30 protein-coding genes and 1 tRNA gene are annotated in these 26,542 nt (G+C 44.7%); 24 read left to right on the forward strand and 7 right to left on the reverse strand.

The genetic code is table 11. From position 1 onward, the window contains the following. Position 1 precedes the first annotated feature (1 nt). The 7 genes from kdpB to O8C68_04915 all read left to right on the forward strand — a co-directional run bounded on the left by kdpB (position 2) and on the right by O8C68_04915 (position 5,497). Complete coding sequence (gene kdpB / locus O8C68_04885; GenBank protein MCZ7395138.1) at positions 2 to 2,065, forward strand: potassium-transporting ATPase subunit KdpB; 2,064 nt, start codon at positions 2 to 4, stop codon at positions 2,063 to 2,065. Between the two features lie 12 nt (positions 2,066 to 2,077). Next, positions 2,078 to 2,644, forward strand: coding sequence for a potassium-transporting ATPase subunit KdpC (gene kdpC / locus O8C68_04890; GenBank protein MCZ7395139.1), 567 nt, complete (start codon positions 2,078 to 2,080; stop codon positions 2,642 to 2,644). Between the two features lie 396 nt (positions 2,645 to 3,040). Beyond that, positions 3,041 to 3,556: a 30S ribosomal protein S13 gene (locus tag O8C68_04895; protein ID MCZ7395140.1), complete on the forward strand. Its 516-nt coding sequence runs from the start codon at positions 3,041 to 3,043 to the stop codon at positions 3,554 to 3,556. After that, the gene (locus tag O8C68_04900; GenBank protein MCZ7395141.1) at positions 3,556 to 4,158 is read left to right on the forward strand and encodes a 30S ribosomal protein S4; all 603 of its coding nucleotides are present in this window, start codon (positions 3,556 to 3,558) and stop codon (positions 4,156 to 4,158) included. Before O8C68_04895 ends, O8C68_04900 begins: the two co-directional genes overlap by 1 nt. A gap of 2 nt (positions 4,159 to 4,160) precedes the next feature. After that, on the forward strand, positions 4,161 to 4,541 hold the full coding sequence (locus O8C68_04905; GenBank protein ID MCZ7395142.1) for a 30S ribosomal protein S11: 381 nt from the start codon (positions 4,161 to 4,163) through the stop codon (positions 4,539 to 4,541). A gap of 1 nt (position 4,542) precedes the next feature. Continuing rightward, positions 4,543 to 5,328: a DNA-directed RNA polymerase subunit D gene (locus O8C68_04910; GenBank protein MCZ7395143.1), complete on the forward strand. Its 786-nt coding sequence runs from the start codon at positions 4,543 to 4,545 to the stop codon at positions 5,326 to 5,328. 84 nt (positions 5,329 to 5,412) lie between these two features. Next, positions 5,413 to 5,497, forward strand: a tRNA-Leu gene (locus O8C68_04915). A gap of 8 nt (positions 5,498 to 5,505) precedes the next feature. Here the strand turns inward: O8C68_04915 and O8C68_04920 are convergent. Beyond that, positions 5,506 to 6,018, reverse strand: a complete 513-nt coding sequence (locus tag O8C68_04920) for a deoxyuridine 5'-triphosphate nucleotidohydrolase (protein ID MCZ7395144.1) — start codon at positions 6,016 to 6,018, stop codon at positions 5,506 to 5,508. A 174-nt stretch (positions 6,019 to 6,192) separates the two neighbouring features. On the opposite strand from O8C68_04920, the gene O8C68_04925 reads away from it, so the two are divergent. From O8C68_04925 to O8C68_04935, 3 genes are all read left to right on the forward strand, one after another. Next, positions 6,193 to 6,531 carry a DUF3147 family protein gene (locus O8C68_04925; protein ID MCZ7395145.1) on the forward strand — a complete coding sequence of 113 codons (339 nt, stop codon included), beginning with the start codon at positions 6,193 to 6,195 and terminating at the stop codon, positions 6,529 to 6,531. Between the two features lie 313 nt (positions 6,532 to 6,844). Continuing rightward, a complete protein-coding gene (locus O8C68_04930) occupies positions 6,845 to 7,681 on the forward strand; it encodes a tyrosine-type recombinase/integrase (protein ID MCZ7395146.1) in 837 nt (278 codons plus the stop codon). A 177-nt stretch (positions 7,682 to 7,858) separates the two neighbouring features. Next, positions 7,859 to 8,623 carry a 50S ribosome-binding GTPase gene (locus tag O8C68_04935; protein ID MCZ7395147.1) on the forward strand — a complete coding sequence of 255 codons (765 nt, stop codon included), beginning with the start codon at positions 7,859 to 7,861 and terminating at the stop codon, positions 8,621 to 8,623. An 18-nt stretch (positions 8,624 to 8,641) separates the two neighbouring features. Here O8C68_04935 and O8C68_04940 read toward each other — a convergent pair whose 3' ends face one another. Further along, positions 8,642 to 8,842 carry a YwbE family protein gene (locus tag O8C68_04940; GenBank protein MCZ7395148.1) on the reverse strand — a complete coding sequence of 67 codons (201 nt, stop codon included), beginning with the start codon at positions 8,840 to 8,842 and terminating at the stop codon, positions 8,642 to 8,644. Between the two features lie 229 nt (positions 8,843 to 9,071). Here O8C68_04940 and O8C68_04945 point away from each other — a divergent pair, with 229 nt between their 5' ends. The 3 genes from O8C68_04945 to O8C68_04955 all read left to right on the forward strand — a co-directional run bounded on the left by O8C68_04945 (position 9,072) and on the right by O8C68_04955 (position 11,215). Next, positions 9,072 to 9,335: a hypothetical protein gene (locus tag O8C68_04945; protein ID MCZ7395149.1), complete on the forward strand. Its 264-nt coding sequence runs from the start codon at positions 9,072 to 9,074 to the stop codon at positions 9,333 to 9,335. Positions 9,336 to 9,562: 227 nt separating this feature from the next. Then, positions 9,563 to 9,763 (forward strand): hypothetical protein, encoded by a 201-nt coding sequence (locus O8C68_04950; GenBank protein ID MCZ7395150.1) that lies wholly within the window; start codon positions 9,563 to 9,565, stop codon positions 9,761 to 9,763. A 6-nt stretch (positions 9,764 to 9,769) separates the two neighbouring features. Then, positions 9,770 to 11,215: a menaquinone biosynthesis decarboxylase gene (locus O8C68_04955; protein ID MCZ7395151.1), complete on the forward strand. Its 1,446-nt coding sequence runs from the start codon at positions 9,770 to 9,772 to the stop codon at positions 11,213 to 11,215. On the opposite strand, the gene O8C68_04960 is transcribed toward O8C68_04955, so the two are convergent. After that, the gene (locus O8C68_04960; protein ID MCZ7395152.1) at positions 11,212 to 11,430 is read right to left on the reverse strand and encodes a hypothetical protein; all 219 of its coding nucleotides are present in this window, start codon (positions 11,428 to 11,430) and stop codon (positions 11,212 to 11,214) included. The genes O8C68_04955 and O8C68_04960 overlap by 4 nt on opposite strands. A 38-nt stretch (positions 11,431 to 11,468) precedes the next feature. After that, the gene (locus O8C68_04965) at positions 11,469 to 12,233 is read right to left on the reverse strand and encodes an ATP/GTP-binding protein (GenBank protein ID MCZ7395153.1); all 765 of its coding nucleotides are present in this window, start codon (positions 12,231 to 12,233) and stop codon (positions 11,469 to 11,471) included. Positions 12,234 to 12,277: 44 nt separating this feature from the next. Between O8C68_04965 and ubiA the strand changes: the two genes are divergently transcribed. The 3 genes from ubiA to O8C68_04980 all read left to right on the forward strand — a co-directional run bounded on the left by ubiA (position 12,278) and on the right by O8C68_04980 (position 14,249). Beyond that, on the forward strand, positions 12,278 to 13,171 hold the full coding sequence (ubiA, locus tag O8C68_04970) for a putative 4-hydroxybenzoate polyprenyltransferase (GenBank protein MCZ7395154.1): 894 nt from the start codon (positions 12,278 to 12,280) through the stop codon (positions 13,169 to 13,171). A 111-nt stretch (positions 13,172 to 13,282) separates the two neighbouring features. Next, entirely contained in the window at positions 13,283 to 13,837 is a 555-nt protein-coding gene (locus O8C68_04975; protein MCZ7395155.1) for a nucleotidyltransferase domain-containing protein, read from the forward strand. Continuing rightward, positions 13,821 to 14,249 carry a HEPN domain-containing protein gene (locus tag O8C68_04980; GenBank protein ID MCZ7395156.1) on the forward strand — a complete coding sequence of 143 codons (429 nt, stop codon included), beginning with the start codon at positions 13,821 to 13,823 and terminating at the stop codon, positions 14,247 to 14,249. The genes O8C68_04975 and O8C68_04980 overlap by 17 nt, the downstream gene beginning before the upstream one ends. A 119-nt stretch (positions 14,250 to 14,368) precedes the next feature. Here the strand turns inward: O8C68_04980 and O8C68_04985 are convergent, their stop codons facing one another. Then, positions 14,369 to 15,427, reverse strand: a complete 1,059-nt coding sequence (locus O8C68_04985) for a radical SAM protein (protein ID MCZ7395157.1) — start codon at positions 15,425 to 15,427, stop codon at positions 14,369 to 14,371. 39 nt (positions 15,428 to 15,466) lie between these two features. Next, positions 15,467 to 16,156 carry a hypothetical protein gene (locus O8C68_04990; GenBank protein ID MCZ7395158.1) on the reverse strand — a complete coding sequence of 230 codons (690 nt, stop codon included), beginning with the start codon at positions 16,154 to 16,156 and terminating at the stop codon, positions 15,467 to 15,469. Between the two features lie 694 nt (positions 16,157 to 16,850). Here O8C68_04990 and O8C68_04995 point away from each other — a divergent pair. The 3 genes from O8C68_04995 to O8C68_05005 all read left to right on the forward strand — a co-directional run bounded on the left by O8C68_04995 (position 16,851) and on the right by O8C68_05005 (position 20,502). After that, the gene (locus tag O8C68_04995; protein MCZ7395159.1) at positions 16,851 to 17,636 is read left to right on the forward strand and encodes a C1 family peptidase; all 786 of its coding nucleotides are present in this window, start codon (positions 16,851 to 16,853) and stop codon (positions 17,634 to 17,636) included. A 458-nt stretch (positions 17,637 to 18,094) separates the two neighbouring features. Next, positions 18,095 to 18,394 (forward strand): ribonuclease P, encoded by a 300-nt coding sequence (locus O8C68_05000; GenBank protein MCZ7395160.1) that lies wholly within the window; start codon positions 18,095 to 18,097, stop codon positions 18,392 to 18,394. Positions 18,395 to 18,420: 26 nt separating this feature from the next. Then, complete coding sequence (locus O8C68_05005; protein ID MCZ7395161.1) at positions 18,421 to 20,502, forward strand: thioredoxin domain-containing protein; 2,082 nt, start codon at positions 18,421 to 18,423, stop codon at positions 20,500 to 20,502. Between the two features lie 6 nt (positions 20,503 to 20,508). On the opposite strand, the gene O8C68_05010 is transcribed toward O8C68_05005, so the two are convergent. After that, positions 20,509 to 23,031 (reverse strand): hypothetical protein, encoded by a 2,523-nt coding sequence (locus O8C68_05010; GenBank protein ID MCZ7395162.1) that lies wholly within the window; start codon positions 23,029 to 23,031, stop codon positions 20,509 to 20,511. Positions 23,032 to 23,235: 204 nt separating this feature from the next. Here O8C68_05010 and O8C68_05015 point away from each other — a divergent pair, with 204 nt between their 5' ends. From O8C68_05015 to ftsY, 5 genes are read left to right on the forward strand one after another with little or no spacing between them, the layout of a single operon-like run. Next, on the forward strand, positions 23,236 to 23,382 hold the full coding sequence (locus O8C68_05015) for a hypothetical protein (protein MCZ7395163.1): 147 nt from the start codon (positions 23,236 to 23,238) through the stop codon (positions 23,380 to 23,382). Positions 23,383 to 23,388: 6 nt separating this feature from the next. Further along, positions 23,389 to 24,681 (forward strand): ArsB/NhaD family transporter, encoded by a 1,293-nt coding sequence (locus O8C68_05020; GenBank protein MCZ7395164.1) that lies wholly within the window; start codon positions 23,389 to 23,391, stop codon positions 24,679 to 24,681. Then, positions 24,678 to 24,923 carry a 50S ribosomal protein L18Ae gene (rpl18a, locus tag O8C68_05025; GenBank protein MCZ7395165.1) on the forward strand — a complete coding sequence of 82 codons (246 nt, stop codon included), beginning with the start codon at positions 24,678 to 24,680 and terminating at the stop codon, positions 24,921 to 24,923. The genes O8C68_05020 and rpl18a overlap by 4 nt, the downstream gene beginning before the upstream one ends. Further along, positions 24,920 to 25,378: a prefoldin subunit alpha gene (pfdA, locus tag O8C68_05030; GenBank protein ID MCZ7395166.1), complete on the forward strand. Its 459-nt coding sequence runs from the start codon at positions 24,920 to 24,922 to the stop codon at positions 25,376 to 25,378. Before rpl18a ends, pfdA begins: the two co-directional genes overlap by 4 nt. A gap of 2 nt (positions 25,379 to 25,380) precedes the next feature. Next, positions 25,381 to 26,436, forward strand: coding sequence for a signal recognition particle-docking protein FtsY (gene ftsY, locus O8C68_05035; GenBank protein ID MCZ7395167.1), 1,056 nt, complete (start codon positions 25,381 to 25,383; stop codon positions 26,434 to 26,436). The last annotated feature ends 106 nt before the right edge of the window (positions 26,437 to 26,542 follow it).

Genomic DNA, 26,542 nt, shown 5'->3' on the forward strand with positions numbered 1-26,542 from the left:
TATGACTGAGACAAAAAATATAACAATCTTCGAACCCGAACTCTTACGTCAGGCATTGCTGGATTCGTTAAAAAAACTTAACCCCCTCAGCCTCTGGCGAAACCCTGTCATGTTCCTCGTGGAGATCGGAAGCATCATTACAACTATAAGTTTCTTTGCAGGCTTATTTTTTAAATCTGGCGAACCTTCCTGGTTTATCGGAACTGTATCCTTATGGCTCTGGCTGACAGTGATCTTTTCAACCTTTGCAGAATCGCTTGCAGAAGGGCGGGGAAAAGCCCGTGCCGAATCGCTTCGTAAAACACGCACAGAAGTAATGGCAAAAAGGCTCGGCGATCCGGGGTCAAAGGAAAAATACGAGCTTGTCCCTTCTGGAAATCTCCATAAAGGGGATTATATACTCGTGGAAGCAGGGGAGATAATCCCAGGCGATGGTGAAGTGGTTGAAGGTGCAGCCCTCGTGAACGAATCGTCTGTCACCGGCGAGTCAGCCCCGGTCGTGCGGGAATCAGGCGGAGACCGGAGCGCTGTAACAGGCGGGACAAAGGTCATTTCCAACCAGATCATCGTGCGCATAACAGCGAATCCGGGAGAGGCATTCCTGGACAGGATGATTGCCATGGTGGAAGGTGCAAAGCGCCGTAAAACCCCGAACGAGATTGCGCTGGAAGTACTGCTGATATCGTTAACAGCGGTCTTCCTGCTTGTGGTTATCAATTTCAGTTCCTTATCCATATACAGCGTCCGGGCTGCTGGACATGGTACTCAGGTTTCGATTACCGTGCTTATAGCACTTTTTGTTTGTCTGGCGCCGACAACGATTGCAGCGCTCCTGCCTGCTATCGGGATCGCGGGCATGGACAGGCTCTTTGCGAAAAACGTGATAGCCCTTTCGGGGAGGGCAATCGAGGCGTCCGGAGATGTAGATATCCTTCTCCTCGATAAGACAGGAACAATTACACTGGGTGACAGGCAGGCAGTGGAATTTATTCCGCTGACGGGACGTTCCGAGCAGGATGTTGCCAATGCAGCACTATTTGCATCCCTGACTGATGAGACGCCCGAAGGAAGGAGCGTAGTTGTACTTGCAAAAAAGAAATACCAGATGCGACTAAGAGAATTACCCCACACTTCGAAATCAATTCCATTTACAGCCCAGACACGCATGAGCGGAGTTGATATTGACGGGCAATCATATCGAAAAGGCGCATCCGATGCGATCACGGAGTATGTTAAAAGCAAAGGAGGAAATGTACCCTCCGAGCTTGAACCGAAGGTGGAAAGTATCGCAAAATCAGGTGGAACACCTCTTGTTGTATGTCATAATGCGCAAATCCTGGGCGTGATACATCTCAAGGATATCTTAAAAGGCGGCATCCGTGAACGATTTGCGCAGTTGCGGAAAATGGGTATCAAGACTGTTATGATAACTGGCGATAACCATCTTACAGCAACGGCAATTGCAGCAGAAGCAGGCGTGGATGACTTTCTTTCAGAAGCAAAACCTGAAGATAAGCTTCGCCTGATTCGCGAAAATCAGCAACAGGGCCACATGGTAGCCATGACAGGGGACGGCACGAACGATGCGCCCGCACTGGCGCAGGCGGATGTGGCTGTAGCAATGAACACGGGAACCCAGCCTGCGAGGGAAGCGGCAAATATAATAGACCTGGACAGTAACCCGACCAAGTTAATGGATATAGTCGAGATCGGAAAGCAAATACTCATAACACGGGGAACCCTGACGACCTTCAGCATTGCCAACGACATTGCAAAATATTTTGCCATCATACCTGCAGCAATGGTCTCCATCTATCCCCAACTGGATATTCTCAATATCATGCATCTCGCGAACCCGTACAGCGCAATCCTGTCGGCTGTTATTTTTAATGCCATCATCATCCCTCTGCTGATACCCCTTGCACTGAAAGGCGTAAAATACCGCCCGATGCCTGCTGAAAAACTATTAATGTACAACCTTCTCATCTATGGGCTCGGCGGAATAATAGCGCCGTTTATAGGGATAAAAATTATTGATATTGTAATAAGCGCGTTTATGCGCTAAAGAGGACAGGTAATGAAAAACATGAAGACCACGCTAAAACTCTTTGCAATCCTGATGGTGCTTGTCGGTGTTATCTACCCCGTTGCAGTAACCGTACTTGCGCAGTTATTTTTCCCAAAAGAAGCAGGTGGAAGCCTCCTCTATGATCCTGACGGCAATCTCACAGGTTCAGCCCTGATCGGGCAGCCTTTTTCAGACCCGAAATACTTCTGGTCGCGTCCTTCAGCCACTTCAGGTTATCCATATAATCCCATGGCTTCCGGAGGCTCAAATCTCGGACCCACAAATAAGGATTTGATAGACCAAATTTCCAATAGAACAGAGCTACTGAAGTCATCCGGTATCCAGACTCCTGTACCATCAGACCTTGTAGAGGCTTCAGCAAGCGGTTTAGATCCTCACATCAGTATGCAATCCGCCCTCGTACAAATACCCCGTGTTGCCAGGGCACGTAATCTCAGCGAAGATACGTTAAATAAACTGGTGCTTGAACACGTTGAGGAAAGGCAGTTCGGGTTTTTGGGTGAGCAACGTATTAATGTCTTAGAATTGAATCTTGCTCTGGACGGTATGAAGTAGATTTTAATGACAGATACAGGAGAAAGAAGACCGGAACCAGATCTCTTATGGCATGAACATGCTAAACACATACATAAAATATAAATGCTATGCCCCACTATTTACCCTGCCCACATGCGAGGGCTGCGCCGGAAAATCCGGGGCTAAAGCCATTGGAGGTATAAGATGGCAAAAAAAGAAGAACCAAAAGAAGTAAAAGAAACCAAGAAAGAGGCTCCCAAGAAGGAAGTACCCAAAGAAGAGCCTAAAGAAGCAAAGAAAGAGAAAAAAGAAGAAAAGAAACACGAAAGGCATGAGTGGAAAGAGGAGGGGAAAGAGCATCCCAAGAAAGAGCGAAAAGGCGCTCCAAAAGAGGCAAAAAAAGAAGCTCCCAAGCCCAAAGAGGGCGAACCTGAGATAAGGCACATCGTACGCATCGCAGGCACAGACCTTGAAGGCAAAAAAAGCGTATCCTATGCGCTCACAGCAATAAAAGGCATCAGCCGACGCATCGCAAAAATCCTTTCAGTCAATGCAGGACTTGACCCATATGCAACGCTGGGGTATCTCAAGGATGCGGAGATAGAGAAATTACAATCATCTGTAGATAGCATAACCATGATTATTCCTTCATGGATGGCGAACAAACAAAACGATATAATGTCAGGCGAAGACAGGCATCTCATCGGAACGGATGTATTACTGGGACTCAACGAAGACCTGAACCTGATGAAGAAGATGCGTTCATACAAAGGCATAAGGCATGAGCGCGGTCTCAGGGTGCGTGGTCAGCGCACGCGTTCGACGGGCAGGAAAGGCAGGACTGTCGGTGTTACACGGGCTCTTATTGCAGCAAAACAAAAAGAGGCTAAAAAGGAAGGGGAAAAGAAAGCAGAACCAAAAGCGGCTGAGCCGAAAGGGGTTGTTAAATAATGGGATATCCTGGAAAAAATAGAAAATCGTACGATACTCCAAAGCATCCCTGGCAGGCAGCCAGGATGGAACCCGAGGTCGAACTTGTAAAGAGATATGGTCTGAGGAACAAAAGGGAGGTCTGGAAAGCCCACAGCGCACTTAAAAAATACAGGGAGCTTGCAAGAAAACTGCTTGCAGAGAGCACAAAAGGAAAGCTTTCCGGTCATGTGAAAACGGATGCCGACAATATCCTTAACAGATTGAAACGATACGGTCTTTTGAAAACAGAAGCAGGGCTTGACGATATCCTGTCTCTGGACGTGAATAATTTCCTTGAGAGAAGGCTTCAGACCCAGGTTCACAAACAGGGGCTTGCCAACACGGTAAGACAGGCGAGGCAGTTCATTGTGCATGGGCACATCGCTGTGGCTGGTAAGAAGGTCACAATACCAGGTTATCTGGTTCCAGCAAATGAGGAATTGTCCCTGGGCTATTACGGCGGTTCCGCATTATCAAGCGAATCCCATGTCTCAAGACCAGCCCAGGTTGCCAAAGGCATGATGGCAGGAACAGTAAAACCTATAGAAACTGAAGCAAAAAATGAACCAGTGGAGGCTTAACAATGGCAACTGAGAAATGGGGCGTAGCCCATATATATTCCTCGTTCAACAATACCCTGATAACCGTTACTGATTTAACAGGGGCTGAGACTATAGCGAAGATAAGCGGGGGTATGGTTACAAAAGCCGACAGGGAGGAGAGTTCCCCCTATACCGCAATGCAGATGGCTACCCAGCTTGCAGACAAGATAAGGGATAAAGGTGTGACCGGCATCCATATAAAAGTAAGGGCACCTGGAGGTAATATGCAGCGAAGCCCTGGACCAGGAGCGCAGGCGGCTATTCGTGCATTCGCCCGTGCAGGTATAAAGATAGGACGAATCGAAGACGTGACGCCAATACCTCATGACGGCACCAAGCCCAAGAAAGGCAGGCGCGTGTAAAATGGATATAGACATAATCGAATTATCAGAGCGTAAAGCCAGATTTGTTTTATCAGGCGTTTCCGCATCATTTGCCAATGCATTAAGGAGAAGTATTCTCGCAGAGGTGCCTGTACTTGCTATTGATGATGTTAATATCTATGAAAATACCTCTGTTCTTTTTGATGAACAGCTTGCTCTGAGACTGGGAATGATTCCGCTGAAAACAGATATTAAATCGTTCAACCTTCCTCTTGAATGCACCTGCAATGGTGCGGGATGTCCTTCATGCCAGGTCTCATTGACCCTGAGCGCCGAAGGTCCGAGGGTTGTATATTCAGGTGATATGGTGCCCACGGATCCGAAAGTCGTGCCGGCAGATGCAACTGTACCCATCGTGGAACTCAAGGAGAAGCATAAGGTTGTGGTTGAGGCAATCGCCAGGCTCGGGACAGGCAGAAACCACAGCAGATGGCAGGCAGGAGTGGCAAGCGGCTACAAGAACATGCCTGTCGTGACAATCGGGAACTGCGATGAGTGCGGCAAATGCGTGGAAGTTTGCCCCAGAGAAATCCTGAAATTGAACGGGAGCAAAGTAAAGGTTAAGGACGTAATCGAATGTTCGATGTGCAGGTTATGCGAGGAAGCCTGCGAAATGGATTCTATCAAGGTGAGTTCAGACCCAGAATCCTTTGTGATGACCTTTGAAACAACAGGAGCGCTTGCGGCTTCTGAACTTGCACTTCTGGCTGCAGACAGTATCAAGAAAAGAGCAGACAAATTAAGTGAGATAATCGGTGCGCTTTGATAAAAGACAAACTCTTTTATCACAAAAATATATCACAGGGCTCTAATATTAAGAAGTACACATTCGAATAACCGAATGCGTTTTGCGGAGGTTGCCCAGACCGGTCAAAGGCGCCAGCTTGAGGGGCTGGTTTCGTAGGAATTCGTGGGTTCAAATCCCATCCTCCGCATTACTATTTCAAACATTTTCTTTCTGATAAATTCCTGAATAGCCTTTCTTGACTTCTTCAGAAAGCCTGAAAAACAAGAGCTGAAGAATGCGCGCATTTTTTTGGACTTTAAAACCGTTTTCATTGTATACAACAAGAAGGCTTTCACTCCTGCCGCTGTAACCCGCATCCCATACAGCGGTTTCGATTGTCGCGCCGCACCGCAGCAGGCTTGAGCGTGGTTTTGCTATTGCGGCAATATTCTTTGGGATGTTCACGATTTCGTTGAAAACTATTTTGTAACTGCCTTTAGGTAAGTGAATCCATCCATCGCCGTCGAAATCCAGGTTTTTCGTTTGCGGGAGCTTTCTTTCCGAGTTATCAAAGGCTATCGAGCCTGAGCTTTCATGAATTTCGATGCGATGGAGCGTTAATTCGATACCGTTTGGCTGGACCTGTATTTTGGGGTCTATCATTTGGTCGACGAGCGGCGGTTTTTTATTGATGAGAAAAATCAATTCGTCATGGGAAAGCATGGACATAGGTTCACAATTAGAAGATAACAGTATAAATCTTATCACAATTCGAATCCAGATTCCGTAACGTAATATAATTCCATATATCCCGTTACGCAATTATACGATAATAACTCCGTTACGGAGAAGCTACATTAAAATTCATCGAATTTATTACCCTGTATTTCTAATAATTCATACATGTACTACGATATCTTAATCAGATTTGGGATAGGCGGTGCGGTTATCGCAGGAACAACATGGATAGCAGAATTTTTCGACCCTAAACTTGGAGGAATAATTGCAACCCTTCCTTCTGCAACCATAGTAAGTCTTCTCATTGTTGGCAATGCCGTTGGTGAGAAGGCGGCTATTGACTTTGCCAAAGGGATTGTTCTGGGAAACATTCCATGGTTTGCCTATATTTTTGCAGTGATCCTGCTCACGCAGCGAATCGGCCTTGCAAAGAGTCTTGCAGTTGGGTTGTTAATATGGTTTTTGCTTGTGCCTGTAGCATCCAGACTTTCACATCTGATTTAAACTATGATGTAATGTATTCCGTAACGGGACTAAACATAATAAAACCCGTTACGGTATATCGTTGCAACAATACCGTTACGCAGTTTAAGGAAATTGATTCCGTAACGTAAATAGCATTTTTATTCAAACCTCTTATTTTAATTTATAGCGCATCTTCTTTACCTGTCCTTACTTCACATATCCCAGATTTCCTGAATTTTAAGTAAAAACTGGCTTTTTTCCTGGTTCATAGGTCAAAACCCACAAAAACTGCGTATAAGATACATTATACGCAGTTTTTATATACCCCAGGATGCAATTAAAAGATGGGATTATGAAAACTGAAAATGCATCGTCTTTAAAAAAACTCGAGACAGAATTAAAACTTCGAGGTTTTTCCAGGCAAACCTCCAAAATGTACCTTTTCTATAACACCAAGTTCCTTGGATACATTAAGAAATCTCCCGAAGATGTCACAGATGATGACATTAAGGAGTTCCTTGCCCATAAGATGTCAGATCATGCGCTGTCAAATACATCGATAGCCCTGATAAAAGCATCACTAAAATTTTTCTACACCGACATGCTTGGAAAAAACCTGTCGCTGATAAAGACTCCGAAAGCATCAAAAAAGTTACCTGTTGTGCTCAGCCGCAAAGAGATTAAGGATATTCTGGACAATACGCAGAACTTAAAGCACAGGCTGATGGTCGAATTACTCTACTCAACGGGCTTGAGACTTTCAGAATGCATCAACCTGAAATACTCGGACATGGATCTGAACGACGGCATCGGGTGGGTGCGCCTGGGCAAAGGCGCAAAGGACAGGATATTCATAGTTTCCGAGATGTTCAGGAAAGACCTTCTTGAATATATTGAAAAGACAGGCGCCGATGGCAAAGGGCTCATTTTTTCGGTTAACGGCAGGAAAATGTCGCCGCGCGGCATCCAGCACGCTATAAAAGTCTCAGCCGAGCGCGCCGGTATTGAGAAGGACGTGCATGTGCACACCTTGCGGCATTCGTTCGCCACGCATCTTCTTGAGAACGGCGTGGATATCAGGAAAATCCAGAAGCTGCTGGGTCATTCGAATTTGCAGACCACGCAGATATACACGCAGGTTTCATCTGAGGAGATTAAGAAGATTAAAAGCCCGCTGGATGCGCTGTAAATTACGTAACGGGAATCTCGATATATATTTCCGTAACGGGTTTTTGAATGCTGGTTACCGTAACGGTAAATCGCAGCGAAACTCAGCATACACGCCTCAACCTGGAACTGTTTTTGACTATGAAAGGCGCAAGTATCATAACACATCCTTATATCTTTATGAACCATAGCGCAGAGCATGGCAAGCTACCAGATGATGGTGAAGGATGTCATAAAAAAAGCTGATATCCTTCTTGAGGTAATCGATGCACGGTTTCCGGATGAGACCCGGAACAGCGAGGTTGAGCGTGATGTGGCGCGTTCAAAGAAGCCGTTCATAATAGTCCTTAACAAATGCGATCTTGTATCAAAGGAAATCCTTGAGAAAACCAAATCCCGCCTGTCAAAAATTGCTCCCACGGTCTTTGTTTCCAGTAAGACCAGGTTCGGGACAACGATGTTAAGACACATGATTCTTGTAACCGCAGGCATAAAAGGCCGCGATATACTGGTCGGCTCTCTTGGCTATCCCAACACAGGCAAATCGTCGGTGATCAATGGCGTGGCCGGGAGGCACAAAGCCAGCACATCATCAATATCCGGTCACACAAAAGGAGTGCAGCTTGTGAATGCGGGTTCGCGCATTTTGTTCCTGGATACACCCGGTGTAATTCCGTTTGGCGAGAACGACGAGTATATACAGGGCATTCTCTCAGTGAAGGATGCAACACACCTTAAGGACCCGGTCGGTGTTGCCATGAAGATAATAGAGAGATTTTGCGCTGAAAACAAAACTGCCCTGGAATCTTTCTATCATGTCACAATAGAGGGACAGGATTCTTATGATGCGCTTCTACTCATAGGCAGGGAGAGCAACTGCCTGAAGAAGAAGGGTGAGGTGGATGATACGAGGGCGGCTGTCAGGATAATCAATGACTGGCAAAAAGGGCTGCTTATGATTTAGGTGTAAAAGTCTATGGCTTTATTTTGAATAAATTTCCTTAACTCTTCCAACCCTGCCATCTTCTAATTGAACCTTTATTCCATGTGGATGAAATGAAGAATTAGTTAAAATTTTCTTTACAATACCCTGGGTTATTTTCCCGCTCCTCTGATCTTGCTTTAAAACAATCCCTACACTTAATCCCTGTTTAATATTTTCTCTGGAAGTACCTATGTTCATATTAAAATGTAAATTCATATTTTATTATATAAACATATACATTCTTAAAAAATTCAAGTGCAAAAGTTAGAGTTTCAAAAGCTTATTAAAGACAATTTGGTGTTTAATTGCTTATAAACTAATATTTTGTAATAATATACGTATAAATTATTTTTATTTTAAAAAACGACATTATGGGGATTTGTTTTAGATAATGGCTTTATTGCTTAGTAATTACATATATAGTAATATGATTAGAATAATCGATCAATTCCTTCAGGAACTCAAAATTAATGGCACGGCAGAGAAAACTATCACGGATTATAGTAAATTTTTAAAGAACATCAATAGGCTTAAGTCGCTTGAAAAGTGGGATAAAGTCGATGTGAATAGGTACATTATGGAAAAGCATAACGAATGTTTAATCGGAACAGTTGAAATTTGCAAAGTCAAGCTAAAGCGGTTTTTTACATGGGCGGACAAATCTGAAATCGTGAGCCATCTTAATACTTAAATAATGCTTTATAGTCAAGAACCTAATTTTCGATACAAATTCTAGAATACTTTGGTTCTTGGTGTGCTTTGCGGTGTTTGGTTTTATTCACCGCAGAGAGCGAAAAGGTCGCAAAGATAGGTTTAAAACGTTTAATTTTTAACTATAATCGTAATTTGCGTAACGGAATCCTTCTCCAGATTTTCCGTAACGGAATCTTTATATGTTCCCTTAACGCAATACAGCTCATGACCGAAAGAAAATACACCCGCTGGAAAAAATGCCTGCTCTGCGACGATTTCGTTAAACTGATGTTCCCCGAGGATGCCAAAAACATGCTTATTGTTTACGAGCCTGTAGAAGGCATGAGCAACGAGTCCAAAAACTGGAAGAAGAAACAGCTTGGATATATTCACAGGGACTGCCTTGAAAAAGCTAAGCTAAAATAAGGTTTTATGGCATATAAAGATTTACGGGAATTTATCGAAGTTCTTGAAAAAAAAGGGATGCTGCGGCGGGTAAAAACAGAGGTCAGCGCCGAGCTTGAAATCACTGAAATCCTGGACAGAGTAGTGAAAAGCGGAGGACCTGCACTGTTATTTGAAAACGTTAAAGGCTATAAGCTCCCTGTATTCGCCAATGCCTTCGGGACAATGGAGCGCATGTGTCTTGCCCTGGGCGTCAATTCCCTTGATGAAATCGGGATGCGAATCCAGAAGCTCCTTGAACTTGAAGCGCCGTCCAGCTTATGGGAAGGGATCAAGATGCTCCCCAGGCTCGGTGAACTCACGTCCTTCGCCCCGAAACACGTAAGCACAGGCCCGTGCAAGGAGATCATGCTCAAACAGGGCTTTACGCTTACCGAATTCCCTATACTCAAATGCTGGCCAGCAGATGCCGGGCGCTTCATAACCCTACCCCTTGTATTCACAAAAAACCCGGAGACCGGGAAGCAGAACGTGGGGATGTACAGGATGCAGGTCTTTGATGGAAAGACGACTGGCATGCACTGGCACATCCATAAGCACGGCGCACGGGATTATGCCGATGCGAGCGACAGCGGAAAAATAGAAGTTGCAGTGGCAATAGGTGCTGACCCTGCCGTTGTTTATTCTGCGACTGCGCCGCTTCCCGATAATATCGATGAGATGATGTTCGCAGGGTTCCTGCGCAAAAAGAACGTTGAGCTTGTCAAATGCGAGACCGTTGACCTTTCCGTGCCTGCGCATGCCGAGATCATACTTGAAGGGTATGTGGATGCAAAGGAGCGCCGCCTCGAAGGACCTTTCGGAGACCATACGGGATATTATTCACTGGCAGACGAATTCCCTGTGTTCCACATCACCTGCATCACCCATCGCAAAAACCCGATATACCATGCTACCGTTGTGGGTATTCCCCCTATGGAAGATGCCTATCTTGGAAAAGCCACAGAAAGGATTTTCCTTCCACTCATGAAGACCCAGCTGCCTGAGATTGAGGATATCAACCTGCCAGTTGAAGCTGTTTTCCATAACCTGTGCATCGTTTCCATAAAAAAACGATATCCTGGGCATGCCAGGAAGGTCATGTTCGCTCTCTGGGGCATGGGGCAGATGATGTTTGCGAAAACGATAATCGTGCTTGACGATGACGTGAATGTTCAGGATATGAGGGAAGTGCTGTGGGCAACCACCACCCGCATGGACCCGGCAAGTGATGTCATAATAATCGACAAAACTCCGACCGATACGCTCGACCATGCCTCGCCCCTGCCCAATCTTGGCTCCAAGATGGGGATCGATGCCACACGAAAAGGACCTGACGAGGGGTTCAAGAGAGAATGGCCTGATGTTTTAAGAATGGACAGCGGAGTAAAAGCGCGGATAGACAGGATATGGAAAGAGCTTGGACTGGATTAGACCTCAGCCCTTAATCTTTGCAGGATTTTTCCTCTCAATGTTCCAAGCCTGCCCTCAACAAACTTTATGTAAATATAAGGGATGACAAGAAAGAGCGCAATCGCCAGAAATATTTCTAATAACGGCAGGAGAGGATGGGTCTTGGGTTCCCACTCTGGATACATATTCCTTAAAAGCTCATAGTTTACTGACATCAAAATTAATTTGCTTTCCATGTTTAAATAGTTCACTATAAGCTATTGTAATGTTAACCTCAACCCCTGCTCAGGTCTTCTCCACCATGGAAAACCTGCTGTGCGATAGTATAAATGTCCTCCATGCCAGAGCCGTAGGTTGATGAGACCGGAACAATATTTTGACTTGCGCCAAATGATTTTAGCGCCAATAAGAACTCGATACTTAACTGGCTTCGCAAGGTGGGAATCTCGCTATTAATAGCCTCGTCAAGTTCCATCAAATCCCTGCTCCAGTTTAATATTTTTTCACGTTCATCGTCTGCAAGGAGATCGGACTTGGCAAGAATACTTAGAAAAGGAATATTGAACCTGACCTGCACCGATGCAGCCTGCAGCATCAATGTAATAAAGCCTGAGGGAGTTCTTGAAATTACCGGGTCGTAAAGGAAACCGATTATGGACTGCCCGGCGCCGAAAGCATCGATTAGGAATTTCCCGGACTGCCGCAGGACGAATAACTCCATTTGCCCGGGCGTATCGAAAATAACGTATTCGGTTTCAAAGCTCTGGATTGTCTCTTTCATCTCATTAATATTCAGGGCAAGCATATCTGCTGCAATAATCTGCGCACCATTTGGACCCACGCCGTACTCTTCCATCACATCACGCAATTTTATCCAATCACGAATATCCACGTCAGGAACATAAGGGGCGTTTTCAATACCCGGATCGAGGTTCACAGTTATTGAATCGTATCCACGATGCTGCATCCATCCGGCAAACGCGCCTGTGAGAGAGGACTTGCCGCTTCCTGCCGAGCCGATAAAATAAAGGTTAATCATTTCTATCAGGGGGTTAATATCGGTGATTGGAGAAAAGATTTGTGATGCTCTCTAAACTAAAATTATACACGGATTTTGTGGTGCTCAAACATAGCCTCTTCGCCATCCCGTTCGCTTACCTTGGCGCTTTTCTTGCAAGCAGGGGTATGCCTGAACTCCGTATCCTGTTCTGGGTAGGGCTTGCTTTCCTCGGGGCAAGGAGTGCGGCAATGGCGCTTAATAATCTTGTTGATAGGGATATCGACGCCAAAAATCCCAGGACCGCCAGCCGGGAACTGCCATCGGGGAGGATAACATTATCCGAAGTATGGGGAATTATACTGGTTTCGTATTTCCTGTTGTTCTATTCCGCTTACAAATTAGACCCACTCAACCTGCTGCTGCTGAAACTTGCGCCCATTATTCCGCTAACGTCAATCATCTATCCCTATCTTAAGAGGCTCACACCTGTATCGCATTTCGTTCTCGGGCTCAACCTTGCCTTTGCGCCTGTTGGAGGCTGGCTTGCGGTAACTCGCGCCTTCAATATCCCATTCGGCACGCCTGAGATTGCGATGCTGCTGCTGTTGTTTGCGGTCACTTTCTGGGTTGCGGGGTTTGATATGATATATTCGCTGCAGGACCTTGATTTTGACCGGGAGAACGGACTCTATTCAGTTCCGACTGTGTTTGGTGTCAGGGCGGCGCTTGTTTTCTCTTTTGCAGCGCATGTTTTGATGCTGGCGCTGCTGGCCGGTTTGATGCTTGTGCTGGGGCTTGGGGTTATTTTTAAGCTGGGGCTGGTGATAATTGCGCTGCAGATAGGGTATGAGCATACGCTTGTGAAGGCTGATAATTTTACGAATATTCCTGTGGCTTTCTTTAATGTGAATGCGGCGGTGAGTCTGTGCTTGCTGGCTTTTACGGTGGCGGATGTGCTGATATCAGTGTCTTACTAAACAAAATGCGTAATAAAAAAAGATTAAATCTATTCATTCGTTTTAGTTTCATATTTGGATAATGATGGAATGTCCTAAACCTTAAATACATCTGTTCACATAAATGAACATATGTTCGAAATAATGAACATATTCTCAAAACCCGCCTTACAGATACTCCAGTATCTCGGCAGGAGATACCGCGAGGGTTACTATGTTCGCGAACTCTCAAGAAATCTCGGCATAGGTCTGGGAACCGCAAGCCAGAGCCTTAGAGCTCTTGAAAATGCAGGACTTATTGTAAAAGAAAAGAAGGGCAGGCTTGTAATATACAGGGCAAACATGGAAAATCGACTGCTCAGGGAGTTCAAGGTGCTTCTCACACTGATGGAAATAAACACTCTAATCCAGCGCCTGAAAGATACTTCTTCAAGAATAATCCTGTTCGGAAGCTGCGCCACAGGAGAAGATACAACAGACAGCGATATTGATATTTTCATAGAGACTCAGGACAAAAAGATGACTTTAGATTTGATCGAAAATAACCAGAAAAAAATCGAACGAAAGCTCTCGCCGATTATCATGAGTCCTTTTGAGTTCGAACAACTCAAAACAAAGGACAAACCGCTATACGAAAGGATTAACATGGGAAAAATAATCTTTGAGGCGCATGAGATATCAATTTGAACAATGCATAAGCAAGGGAAAAATCGTAAAAATAAATATCGACCCTGACCTCATTTCAAAAGAGACGCGAGAGGCAGGAAATGACCTTGGCGCATGTGAGAAATCATTGAAAGAGAGCAATTTCAAATGGGCTATCATACAGGCATACTATTCCATGTTCCATTCTTTCAGGGCACTTATATTCAGCAAAGGCTTTAGAGAAAAAAGCCACATCTGCTTAAAATACGCAATCGAATCTCTTTTTGTGGATAACGGATTGCTGGATAATCAACTTCTACAGGATTTTGACTATGCAATGAAAATGCGTGAAGGGGCTGATTACGGGCATATTTATAGCGCGGAAACTGCACTGGAACTTGTAAACTCCACAAGCAAAATCTATGAAAACTCCAAAGAGCTGCTGAAACAGTAGTAAAGCCTCTTACGTTTCTCAAACTTGTATTAGCGCCTCAATTCATGCCTCTAACAGTCTCTCAATATGCCCCAACGTATTTCTGCTGCTGCTTCAGCGCCATTTTCCGGGATTCCATGCTATGTAAGCACTGTTTCTGCATTAAGAGCCTTAATTTCTTCCGAGGTCCTCATATGGTCGTAAAGGCATCTTTCCAGCGAGATTTCTATGGCTTTTTCATGACCAAATTCTGAAAGTACTGCCCTGCAATCTTCTCTCGTAAGGATTTCGCTGCATAAGTGGCAATTGTTAACATACTGTTTTCGAAAAGGGATATCTGGGTTTTTCTTGAGAATAAATTTCATAAGCCCATAAGGCCCCTCAAGCGCAAGCCAGTTAACGATAAGGTCTTTATGCGCCATGATTATCAGTTCTTCTAATTTATATTCATCAAGGGTGCCAAAAACAATCTCCTCAACTTTTCTCGGAACCATTCCACAACAAATAGAAAGTTCTTTGCGCGGAGTTATTACAATTCGTTTAAGGATGGACGAACACGGAGCTTTCCAGTGATTCTCGCATGGAGGATAGAGTATTTCCTCGTCGGGAATCAGGTGCATGTTCTCGGCTATAGGTACTGTATATCCTGTATCGACCAGATTGTTGTCTGGATTTTTCTTCTTGGGATCGAAACGAGAAAGCTTGTATCCCAAAAATTTTTCAAGATGTTCAAGCGAAATAGTGCAGTTTTTCATAATCTTATGCCCGATAAGGCAGGGAAGCCCAACTTCTATGCAGGCATCATTTGCATATTTTATCCTTTCAAGAGGGATAAACTCCTGATGATAATCGTCACAGCTGAGGTTTATTTCCTTTAGCCCTGCTTCTTTGTATGCCTTCATGGTGTCTCTTGCTACTTCAGCAGTTCTTGCCCAAAACGCATTTGTTACGATTCTTGTTAAGAGTCCCTTTTTGGCACAATATTCTACACTATTGAGAAGATCGTCCCCAAGAAGAAAAGGCTCGCCTCCAGTAAAGACGACCAGTTCCAGTTTTCCAAAAGAATATACCTCATCAACTATTTCGATCATATCCTTTAGAGAAAGACGTTCTGTATGCTCTGGACCGCACTCTGCCCCGCAGTACCGGCAGCTTATCGGACACTGGTATGTAGTGGAAAAGACAAGGCTTGAAAGCATATCATCTCCCACTGAACATCTTTTTAATACCTGTAATCATTATTCAACTTCTTCGGCAATTTCCGTAAAAGTCTCTATTCTTGCAGCAAGGGCTGCCAGGTCTCCGGGATTGATCAGAGGACCTCCAAAAATATCTCCCAAGCCAGCTTTGTCAAAATTCTTGTTCCAGCCATTAGTACTTTCTCTGTTTCTGATAGCATCCTGTTTGTCCCATTGCTTATCCGAACCCGAACTTGTCTCTTTACTGGGATCTGCAAATGTATTTCCTATAATTTCTATCATCAATTCTGCTTCCTGTTGCTGTAAGATGCCCTTTATACCTATGCGGTTTCTATCAATCTCGAAATATTTATCACTGGTTGAAAGAACCTGTTTTTGAGAATACGCATTTATATCCCAATCTTTATAAAATCCCCTTGTCGTCTCAGCCACCAGATATGTCCCACGTATCTCCGCTGCCTGACCGAATACGCCTTCGAAGGTTAAGTTCTTTATATTTTTCTTCTTGACCATTTCCTTAACTCCTGATAAAGCCCCAAAGAAAGCAGCAAAGTCTTCAGGAACAAATGATAAAACATCAAGTTTAACGCCGCATTCCTTCATGGCTCCAAGAGGGTTCTCAAGGGCAAACAAGAAAAATTCATCATTTTTAATTGCCTTTTCAACAAAGCGCTTCAATCCAATAGATCGCACAGGGATGGTTATGCTGATCCTTTTTTGTTTATCCATACTTATCACTCCTCTCTCATCGGGATTCTTTCACCTTGCCATTGGTGATTATTCTTGACATTACCACCATATAATGGACTTTAAATCCCGCTCAACTATAAATTGTCATGAGCATGTAAATATCTTTCGGTAATATATTATATTATTATTAGAAATTTTTATTTCATTGCTATTATACAAAAGCCACAAGTCCCTCATGCTTCAATCTCAAGCAATTCTATCCAATGAAAATTTGGGCATCTAAGACCTTAATTTCACCCGTATCTATTTGTAATTCCACATTCATTAAACCCCCACGCGCAAAAAATAGAAAGACTGGGCAAAGGACATGGCGCAGCGCACCAATCGGATTTTCAAGCCATCAGGCTAATAGCGAACATATCAAATTTCAATGCGCATGAAATCCTCAAATTCAAATAGCACTGGCAAGTCTATATCAACAGGATCCAATTCCAAAGTGAACCCAACATATATAAATAATAAAAAACAGTACTAATCTATGGGATGCTCGTGGGTCCAGCAGCTTTCACAGACATGCTAAAATTCACCAAGACATGGGTTACTTAGGATGTCACAAAAACGAGACCGATGGAGTGTCCTGATTAAGTGACGTTGCTGGCACTTGGCAGCGATTATTCGTTCAACCGGCAACGAGTGAATATATCCGTTAAAAAATTAAAAGGAGAAAATGTATATGCCAGAACCAAAGAAAGTTACCTCAACAAAGAAAAAATCCGGTTACGGCTGGATTCCAGATTTGCCCGACCATCGGGACTTTGTGTACAGCGCAGTGCGTAAGCCTGCTAAATTGCCATCTGCTGTCGATTTGCGTCCCATGTGCTCAAAAGTAGAAGACCAGGGACAACTTGGCAGTTGTACGGGCAATGCCCTCGCGGGTGCACTGGAATTCCTGGAAATGAAGGACAAAGTTACATATATCGATTTGAGCAGATTGTTTATATATTACGATGAACGCGACTTTGAACATACAGTAGCGTCGGATTCAGGAGCCCAGATCCGTGACGGAATCAAAACTCTTGCCAAAAAGGGAGTGTGCTCAGAAAAATGCTGGCCTTATGACATCTCGAAGTTTACTGTAAAGCCACCTGCACCCTGTTACAAAGAAGCAGCAACCCATAAAATAACATCGTACCAGCGCATCCAGACAGTTGATGATATGAGAACCTGTCTTGCCGAAGGATATCCGTTCGTATTTGGTTTTTCGGTGTATGAGAGTTTCGAGTCCCAACAAGTTGCACAGACTGGAGTAGTTCCGATGCCGCAGCCCGGCGAGAAGCAGTTAGGCGGTCATGCCGTGGTCGGAGTGGGTTATGACGATTCCCAGAAAAGATTTACCGTGCGCAATTCATGGGGCGATGGTTGGGGTATGAAAGGTTATTTCACAATACCCTACGACTATCTTGGGAACAGAAATCTATCCGACGATTTCTGGACAATCCGGCGGGGAGGAAATATATAGAATCTATTGAATCCGTTGAAGTTCCGGATAAGATTAAACTCAAGGTCGGAGAAAAGTACACATTCCGACTAAAAGGATTAGGTGCAGCAGGCTACAATTGGGAGTACAATATTGAAGAAACCGGGAAAGTAGTATCCATATCATCAGAATTTGTAGATGATGGGAAAAAGACTGGACCGCTTCCTCCCGGTTATAGCCTGGATGTGTTGATTACTGTACAGGCTCGGGAACCGGGTCATGCAACCATTCACTTTGCACAGCGGCGGTCATGGGAAAAAGACAAACCACCTGTGAAGGAACATGTTCTTGAAATCTTTGTTAAGAGTTGAGCAACTTCACAGGTGAAGTCGCGGGCAAAAGAGTTTCCGTATCAGTTGTGCTCATCAACCAGAAACTTGGACATTGTGCATCGGGTAATTCCCTTAATCTATTTGTATTCATTCGCCAATTAAACCCTCATGCGCAAAAAGCAGAAAGACTGGGCAAAGGACATGGCGTTTCAACGTATTCAGAGGCTCTTCGAGCTTGCAAGCAGCGAATTCAAGACCTGCCCTGAACGCAGCAACCGTTATGTACTGCTTGCAAGGCGCCTCAGCATGAGATACCGCGTAAGGATGCCAAAGGAGCTAAGGCGCCGGATATGCAAACACTGCTGTGCTTACCTTGTAGAGGGGGCAAACGCGCGCACGAGGCTTCAGGGAACGCATATAACCACGACATGCCTTGTATGCGGAAAACAGATGAGGCTGCCGTATTAATATAGTAAAACGCCAGATAATGATCGATGGCAAAAAAGCGCCCGAACCGTCTCATCTCTGAAAAAAGCCCCTACCTGCTCCAGCATGCATACAATCCTGTGGACTGGTATCCCTGGGGGAAAGATGCCTTTGAGAAGGCGAAGAAGGAGGACAAACCCGTTTTCCTGTCCATCGGATACTCCACCTGCCACTGGTGCCATGTGATGGAGAAGGAATCCTTCGAGGACGATGCAGTGGCAACACTGATGAACGAGGCCTTTGTGAGCATAAAGGTTGACCGGGAGGAGCGCCCGGATATAGACAGCATCTATATGAAAATTTGCCAGAGAATGACGGGCAGCGGGGGCTGGCCTCTTAACATGATACTAACACCCGACAAAAAACCCTTTTATGCAGCCACATACATCCCGAAGGAAAGCAAATTCGGGAGGGCAGGGATGCTGGAGATGATCCCGCGCATAAAAAACCTCTGGAGCTTGCAGAGGAGCGAAGTGGAACAACTTGCGGCGCAGAACCTTTCTGCACTCAAAGAAGTATCCGCGTCAGGAGTGGAACTGGATGAAGACGTTCTGCATGCAGCCTATGAGCAGCTTCTTGGGATGTTTGATGAGCAGCACGGGGGTTTTGGCGATGTGCCCAAGTTCCCAACTCCCCACAACTTCATGTTCCTTCTTCGTTACTGGAGGCGCACTGGGGATACAATGGCTCTTTTCATGGTGGAAAAGACGCTCTATGCCATGCGCAAAGGCGGTATCTACGACCACATAGGCTTTGGCTTCCACCGCTACTCCGTGGATTCAGGATGGCTTGTCCCGCACTTTGAAAAAATGCTCTACGACCAGGCGATGCTGGCTCTTGCCTATGTGGAGGCTTATCAGGCAACAGGGAAAGAGGAGTATGGAAAAACATGTCGTGAAATCTTTACCTATGTTCTAAGAGATATGACCTCTCCTGAGGGCGGTTTTTATTCAGGCGAAGATGCAGACAGCGAAGGGGAGGAGGGAAAGTTCTATTTGTGGACTGAGGATGAAATCCGTTCGGTTCTTTCAGGGGAGGAAGCTCTTCTTATAAAAAAAGTATTCAATATTACTCATGAAGGCAATTTCCCTGAGGGAAAAAGCACAGGAAGAAATATCTTTTACTTATCAAAATCCCTTTATGAGAAGGCCTCTTTTCTTAAGCTTTCTATGGAAGAGCTACAGAATCGCATCGTGACTGCCCGGCGCAAGCTCTTCGATGTACGGGAAAAACGCATCCACCCGGGTAAGGATGATAAGATACTGACAGACTGGAACGGGCTGATGATAGCTGCACTGGCAAAGGGAGCGGCGGTGTTTGATGAGCCTGCATATGCAGGGGCCGCAAAGCAGGCTCTGGATTTTATTCTTTTAAAAATGAGCGATAAAGAAGGCAGGCTTTATCATCGCTATAGAGGTGGCGAAGCTGCCGTTCCGGGTTTTCTGGATGACTATGCATTTCTTATCTGGGGATTGATAGAACTCTATGAAACCACTTTTGAGATACGTTATCTTAAAAAAGTCCATGAACTTTGCAATGACATGATCAGGCATTTCTGGGACGAAGAAAACCGGGGGTTTCATCTGACTGCGGATGATGCTGAGAAGGTACTTGTTCGCAGAAAAGAGCTCTACGACGGCGCTTTGCCCGCAGGCAACTCGGTGGCAATGCTGAACCTGATTCGCCTGGGTAAAATGACAGCCAATCCCGAATTTGAAAAGAAGGGGGTGCAGATTGGAAGGGCATTCTCAAAAAGCATTTCACAGGCGCCGGCAGCATATACAATGCTCATGGCGGCGCTTGACTTTGCAATCGGTCCTTCTAGCGAAGTGGTTGTTGCCGGGGATATGGAGGCTGCGGATACGAAGAATATGCTCGCCGCTTTGCGAAGGGAGTTTATACCTGAAAAGGTGGTGATTTTCCGTCCCCTCGGCGAGGCAGCGGAGATTATACATCTCGCAGGTTATACGAGAAACATGCTAGGCATGGAAGGCAAAGCCACTGCCTATGTATGCCGGGATTTTAGCTGCAGGCTTCCGACAACCGATATCGGGGAAATGCTGAAGTTACTGAAGGTGCCTCTTGATTAAGAATAATCATATCGATTCCACCTTCGCATCCATCCATTGCTCTTCAAAAAGATGCTTCAGCAGCTCGATAATACTGAATCTCGAACCTGTCTCTATCTCCAAGGAAATATCACCATTCTCCTGACTCAACTCCGCATAGTTCAGGAGCTTCTTCTTCCTATCCTTTGCAGCCACTTCAAATTTAATAAATCCATTCGATTTCCTTATCTCAAACCCCATTCCGTTAAGAAGCAAGAAATCCTGTAACCTGTTCTGGAAGCTGTACCTGTATGTATCCTTCCATTGCGATGTTATACGGAAATTGTTTCCAATCTCTTTCTCGGAAACGCTTGAAATACTCAAAAGCTGAGTATCTATCCTGTTTTCTTTTAGAAACTCCAGAAAGACCTCCGAGCTGCCCTGGAATTCAAAATCGTACACGAAGCGCCCGAAAAGGAACCCGTATCCTTTCGAGGCGGGCATGTTCTGCACCTGCCTGCAGGAGAGATAATCCTTAACCAGGGATGGTATTTGCCCGAGAATAGCCCTGCCTGTGAAGGCGCACTTTGCTTCAGGAGTGAGGAACCTGCCGTCTTCTTTTATTGTCACAACAGCCTGTACGACCTGGGGCTTTTTCTTTCTCTCCACGGTCTTCTTGAGTTTTTTTATATCTTCCTGGGAAACCTCAGGCAGATTTGAGAGCCTACGGTCATCGCATCCCTGGCATCCAATGCATCCTCCCTTTCCTTCAAAGCAATATCCGCTGTCCTGGAAATTCCTGGCTTCATTATACATCCTCCACAGAAAAGATTTTTCAGGGGTTCCTTTTACAGTCTCGAGCGGAAAAGCATAATTTTCGTCTTTATGACCATATAATCCATCGCCAGATGCCCCTCTCAGTGATGAAATAAGCACATTTTTATCCCCGATTATGTATTCCCCGTCAAAGTATCCTCCATTTTTTGCAAAACCGGAAATAACATCAAAACATTCAAAACCGGCAAGCGCGATGTGCTGCGAAATAAGGAATTCTTCCATTTCCTGCGCCATCCTGAATTCAAAGCCGTTGGTTTCGCAATCCCTTTTCAGGTCGCCCTTGATCTTTTTTATGCTTGCAGGGTCTTTTATAGGGGAACTGAACTGCATCGGGGTAAAAGGAAGGTTAACAAGAGGGCTGAAACTCATGATTGTTCTGGCGCCGGGCGATGCCCTGCTCCTCAGTTGTTTGAGTTTCTTTATGAAATCCCTGAATTCCCCCAGATCCGCCTCGTTTTCGATGCCTGTTATTATAAAGAATAATTTTAACTGTCTGGGTTTTTTTGCATATATGTGTTCAAGAGATGAAATGAGTTCCTGCTCGGTCAGGCTCTTATGCAGATAGCGCCTCATCCTGTCGCTGATTCCTTCCACGCCGATGGTGTAGCTGCGTTTGCCTGAAAGAATCTCGAGGTCAACAAGCTCAGGGCGCAGCGAGATTATATCGGCTCGCTGGCTCTTGAAATTCACAAACTTCACTATATCGTTTAGATCTGCGATTATTTTTGATATGCCGCTGTGCATGTTGAAATTAAAACTCAGGAAATCAAGTTCCACCGGGGCATGCTTCAATTTCACAAGATGCGCCTTTTCCATTATATCCTGCGGAGAACATTCCCTGAAAGGTTTTCTTGTATACCCTTCAAAGCAGAAAGAGCAGAAGCAAGAGCAGCCCTGCGTAATCTGGAGTTTCGCCGTGTTCTCGATGTCAGTGTTCAGTATCGGATAATCGGTTAATATATACGAAGCTAGCGGCGCTTTCGGAGGGGAAATGCATACGCTATCCGGGATTGGCATCCTGATATCAAAGAAACCCTTTACCTCATTCTCAAGGCTCCTGAGAACTTTTGATTTTTCAAGATTTTTATTCTGATGCACAATAGAAACAATATCACCCACTGCACTTTCACCTTCCCCAAAAAAGAGAGCATCGATAAACGAGTCGCCTTCAGGCGATACGGCGCACTGAGCCATGAGCGCATTTGAGCCTCCCATGATCACGATAGGCTTGCTTGAATGCCTTTCTGATTTCAGGGCTGGAATTCCTGTATTTAAAAAAAGGTAGGGCAGGTTGATTAGCTCAAGAGTGAAAGAATTGGATACCAGCACAAGATCAAAATCAGATATCGAGCGAAGTGATTGGATACCTATGAAAAACGGTATTTTGTTGATTATAAAAAGCGGGATGTTCTTTGGGTTCGGGAAAAACGCATAATCGATGTATGCGGAAGCAAGAGACCGTCTGACTTCCTGGAACAGGAAATGATGCGTTATGGATTCACGCATATTTTGCAAAGGTGAGAGCCTGATTATAAGCACCCGCAGTTTTGCGTCTTCAAACTTTGGATTTTCAAAAGTGGGGTTGTTTCGCGGAAAGTATGCGCGAAAACCTTCCAGTCGATTGAGGTTTTTCGATACGAATTCTGTATAGTCCGCCATGTTGAGTGTAGATAGTATATCGCCGTATTTTATTCCATTATGAAAACTAAAAGAATTTAACGATTCTCTTTGCATAAGGGCTCTTATATTATAAGCATATTATTGGAGCTATAAATTTTGAATTCTGAGTAAGATTTATTAATGAGTTCGTTTATATCAGGTTTATAGTGAAGGATTTGTATAGGTTATAACGACTAACATTAGATTTGATGGAATGTATAGACATTAAATACTAAAAACTTTTATGATATTTTTTTATAACAGCCTGGAGGATGAAACTTGAAGTATTGTGTCGACTGCAGATACTTCACAACAAAGGTAAAAGGTAGCAATAGAGAACAGTACGACGGTTCATGCACGCTTTTCAAGAAAAACGTGTATGAAACCAATCTCGGCTGCAAGGAATTCACAGAAGAACGAATCTAGGCACAATTGAGTCAGATTCTGGCTATTGCTGTTTTTGTATTCACCTACGCACTCATAGTCCTGAAGCCGAAAAGAATCAACGAAGCACATGCGGCTTTAATCGGCGCTGCACTCACCATTGTTTTTTTGCTAAAGCCCGATAATGTGCTTGAGGCGCTCGGTATTTCGACCCCTGAAAATCCCCTGCCTCTTGTAACTACATGGAATGTTGTTGTAATTCTTGCAACCCTGATGGTTATATCAAGTCTCCTCGATGACTACGGGTTCTTTGAGTACTGCGCAACAAGGGCTGTACATGCTTCAAGAAACAGCGGTATGAGGCTTTTTTTATACACGTACCTTGTGGTTTCAGCCATATCCCTTTTTGCAGGGAACGATGTGGTTATTCTTACCACGACTCCCATTATCCTGATTTTCTGCAGGAATGCAAAGATAAACCCAAAACCCTACATGTTCGCATCTTTTTTTGCTGCCAACACTTTTTCGATGCCTCTGTATATCGGGAATCTCACCAACATACTGATTGGCGATAGCCTGCGCCTTGACTATTTCGGTTTCACAAAATACATGCTTCTTCCCACCCTTGCAGCCGCTCTTGTAAACTATCATTTATTGAAATACATCTTCAGGAAGCAGATACCAGAGAGCTTCGGCTCGCATGATAATGGCAGGATTCCCATAAGGAATAAATCTCTTGTAGCTCTTGGGCTTGCGGTTCTGCTCGGGGTAATTGTGCTTGGCGGCGCAGCAAACTATATGAAAATACCTCTCTCTGTGGTAACGTTGGGGGGTGCTGTAATCCTTATGATATTCGAGCGGCGAATAGTTCACAGGCTTAAAAGAGTCTCATGGAATGTCGTACTTTTTGTGATCGGGCTTTTTATCGTGGTAAAGGGACTCGAAGTGAGCGGCGTGGCAGGCGCAGCAGGCGAGATTATGTTTTCACATATAAGCGGTAATCTGACGGTTGCCATGTTTTCAGTTTCGCTCTTGTCTGCGTTCATGTGCAATCTTGTGAATAATATACCCATGACAGCCATGATGCTCTCCATAATCCACCATGCTTCGCTTGCGCAGCAGATGAATACAGCAATGGGGTACGCACTGGTCATAGGCTCCAATCTCGGTGCCAATTTCACTACCTTTGGCGCGCTTGCAGGTATTCTCTGGCTTGAAAGCGCAAAAAGATACGGCTGGAGCACGACAATGACCGACCTTTTGAAAATAGGGCTGTTCGTCACTCCCATAGCAATCCTAGGTGCAAGTATCATGCTGGCGCTTGAGATGTGGCTTCTATGAGTCGATTAACAGTAGATATATATCCGATTGAGTACAACACAAACCCTCATCCAGGTGATATGATGAATTTTATCGTGACAGGAACCTTCAAAGCCGGACAAAAATGGGAACGGTTTACAAAAAAAATAACGAGCCCTACTAAAAATAATGCAACCGAGAAAACATATTCCTTGATCGGAAGTGAACACGGCTTAAGGCGCAGCCTGATAAAAATTGAATCCATAGAAGAGGCGAAAGAATGAACGATGTATTGACGCAGCAGCAGCTTGCTGAATTATCAGAAAAACATCAGGTTTACCAGTATCAGGCGGAGGCATTAGCCCAGCAGATGAATATGGTACAACTTACCATTAAAGACGTGGAAACAGCGCTTATCACAATAACAGCCTTAAAAGATGAGCCAGTTGGAAGAGAGACGCTTGTACCCCTCGGATTTGGTTCTTTCGCCAAAGCCACACTTGTTGATACCGAAAAGATAGTGGTGGGAATCGGCGCCGGGGTGAGTGTGGAAAAGAAAATAGATTATGCAACAGCATTCCTTGAAAAACGCAAAGATGAACTCACCAAGTATCATGAACAACTGAATCATTCCATTGCAAAACTTGCCCAGGAGCTGCAGAATATCCAGAAAATTGTGCAAAAACATCAGCAATCACTGCAATCCCAGCAATCCAGACAGCCCATGCGCGCCCAGTAAGTATGTTTGAAAAACTTAAAGAAAAGCTTGGCAGTTTTAAAGCAGTACTTGGCGGGGCGATAGAGGAAAAAGAGAAAGAAGCCATAAAAACGCTCCCCGTAAAAACAGAAGCTGTTAAGGAAGAGGCACCTGCAGCCCCCGAACTTGCAGCAATACAAAAAGCGCCTGAAAAAATCGGTATATTCGGCAAAATAAAAGCTGCTGTTCTTGAACAGGAGTTCATAATCGAGGAGAAAAGCCTGCAAGACCATCTCTGGGAGCTTGAAATGGCGCTCCTTGAGAGCGATGTAGCGCTGCCTGTTGCTGAAAAAATAGTAGAATCCGTGAAGAACGAGCTTGTGGGCACGCGGAGAAAAATCGGCTCTGATACCGGGAAGATTGTAGAAACAGCAATAAAAAATGCAATCTCGAAAGTAATTTCGGTTGATTCTTTTGATTTTGATGAGTTTGTTAAGAAAGCAAGTAAACCTGTAAGTATTGTTTTCGTGGGTGTGAACGGGACAGGAAAGACCACTACAATAGCGAAAATGGCTGAGCGCTTTAAGTTCAAGGGTTATTCCGTGGTAATTGCGGCAGGCGATACTTTCCGCGCAGGGGCTATCGAGCAGATCGACAAACATGCCGAAGCCCTGGGAATAAAGCTCATAAAACATCAGGAAGGCGCTGACCCGGCTGCTGTCATATACGATGCGATACAGTTTGCAAGGGCAAAACACAAAGATATTGTGCTGGCTGATACTGCTGGGAGAATGCACACCAATATCAACCTGATGGATCAGTTAAGGAAGGTGTGCAGGGTAAACAAGCCCGACCTTGTTATCTTCGTGGACGAGGCTGTGGCTGGAAACGACGCCGTGGAGCGCGCCAAGCTCTTCAACAGCGCAGTGCCTTTTAACGGCAGCATTCTGACAAAGGCTGATGCCGATGCAAAAGGCGGCGCTGCTATCTCCATATCCTACACAACAGGCAAGCCCATACTTTTTCTCGGTGTGGGGCAAAGTTATAAAGACCTTGTGAAGTTCGAGCCTCAATGGCTGCTGGCAAGGTTGTTTGAATAAGCTGTCTATATGAAAACCCAGTTTTAGCATGCACATAACCCCATCGTCTGAGTTGAATAACTTATTTATGCGAACAGGTCAATCTGAATAGTGGGAGTCAGCGGAT

It is taken from the genome of Candidatus Methanoperedens sp. (genome assembly GCA_027460525.1).
In the GTDB taxonomy this organism is placed as follows: Archaea; Halobacteriota; Methanosarcinia; order Methanosarcinales; family Methanoperedenaceae; genus Methanoperedens.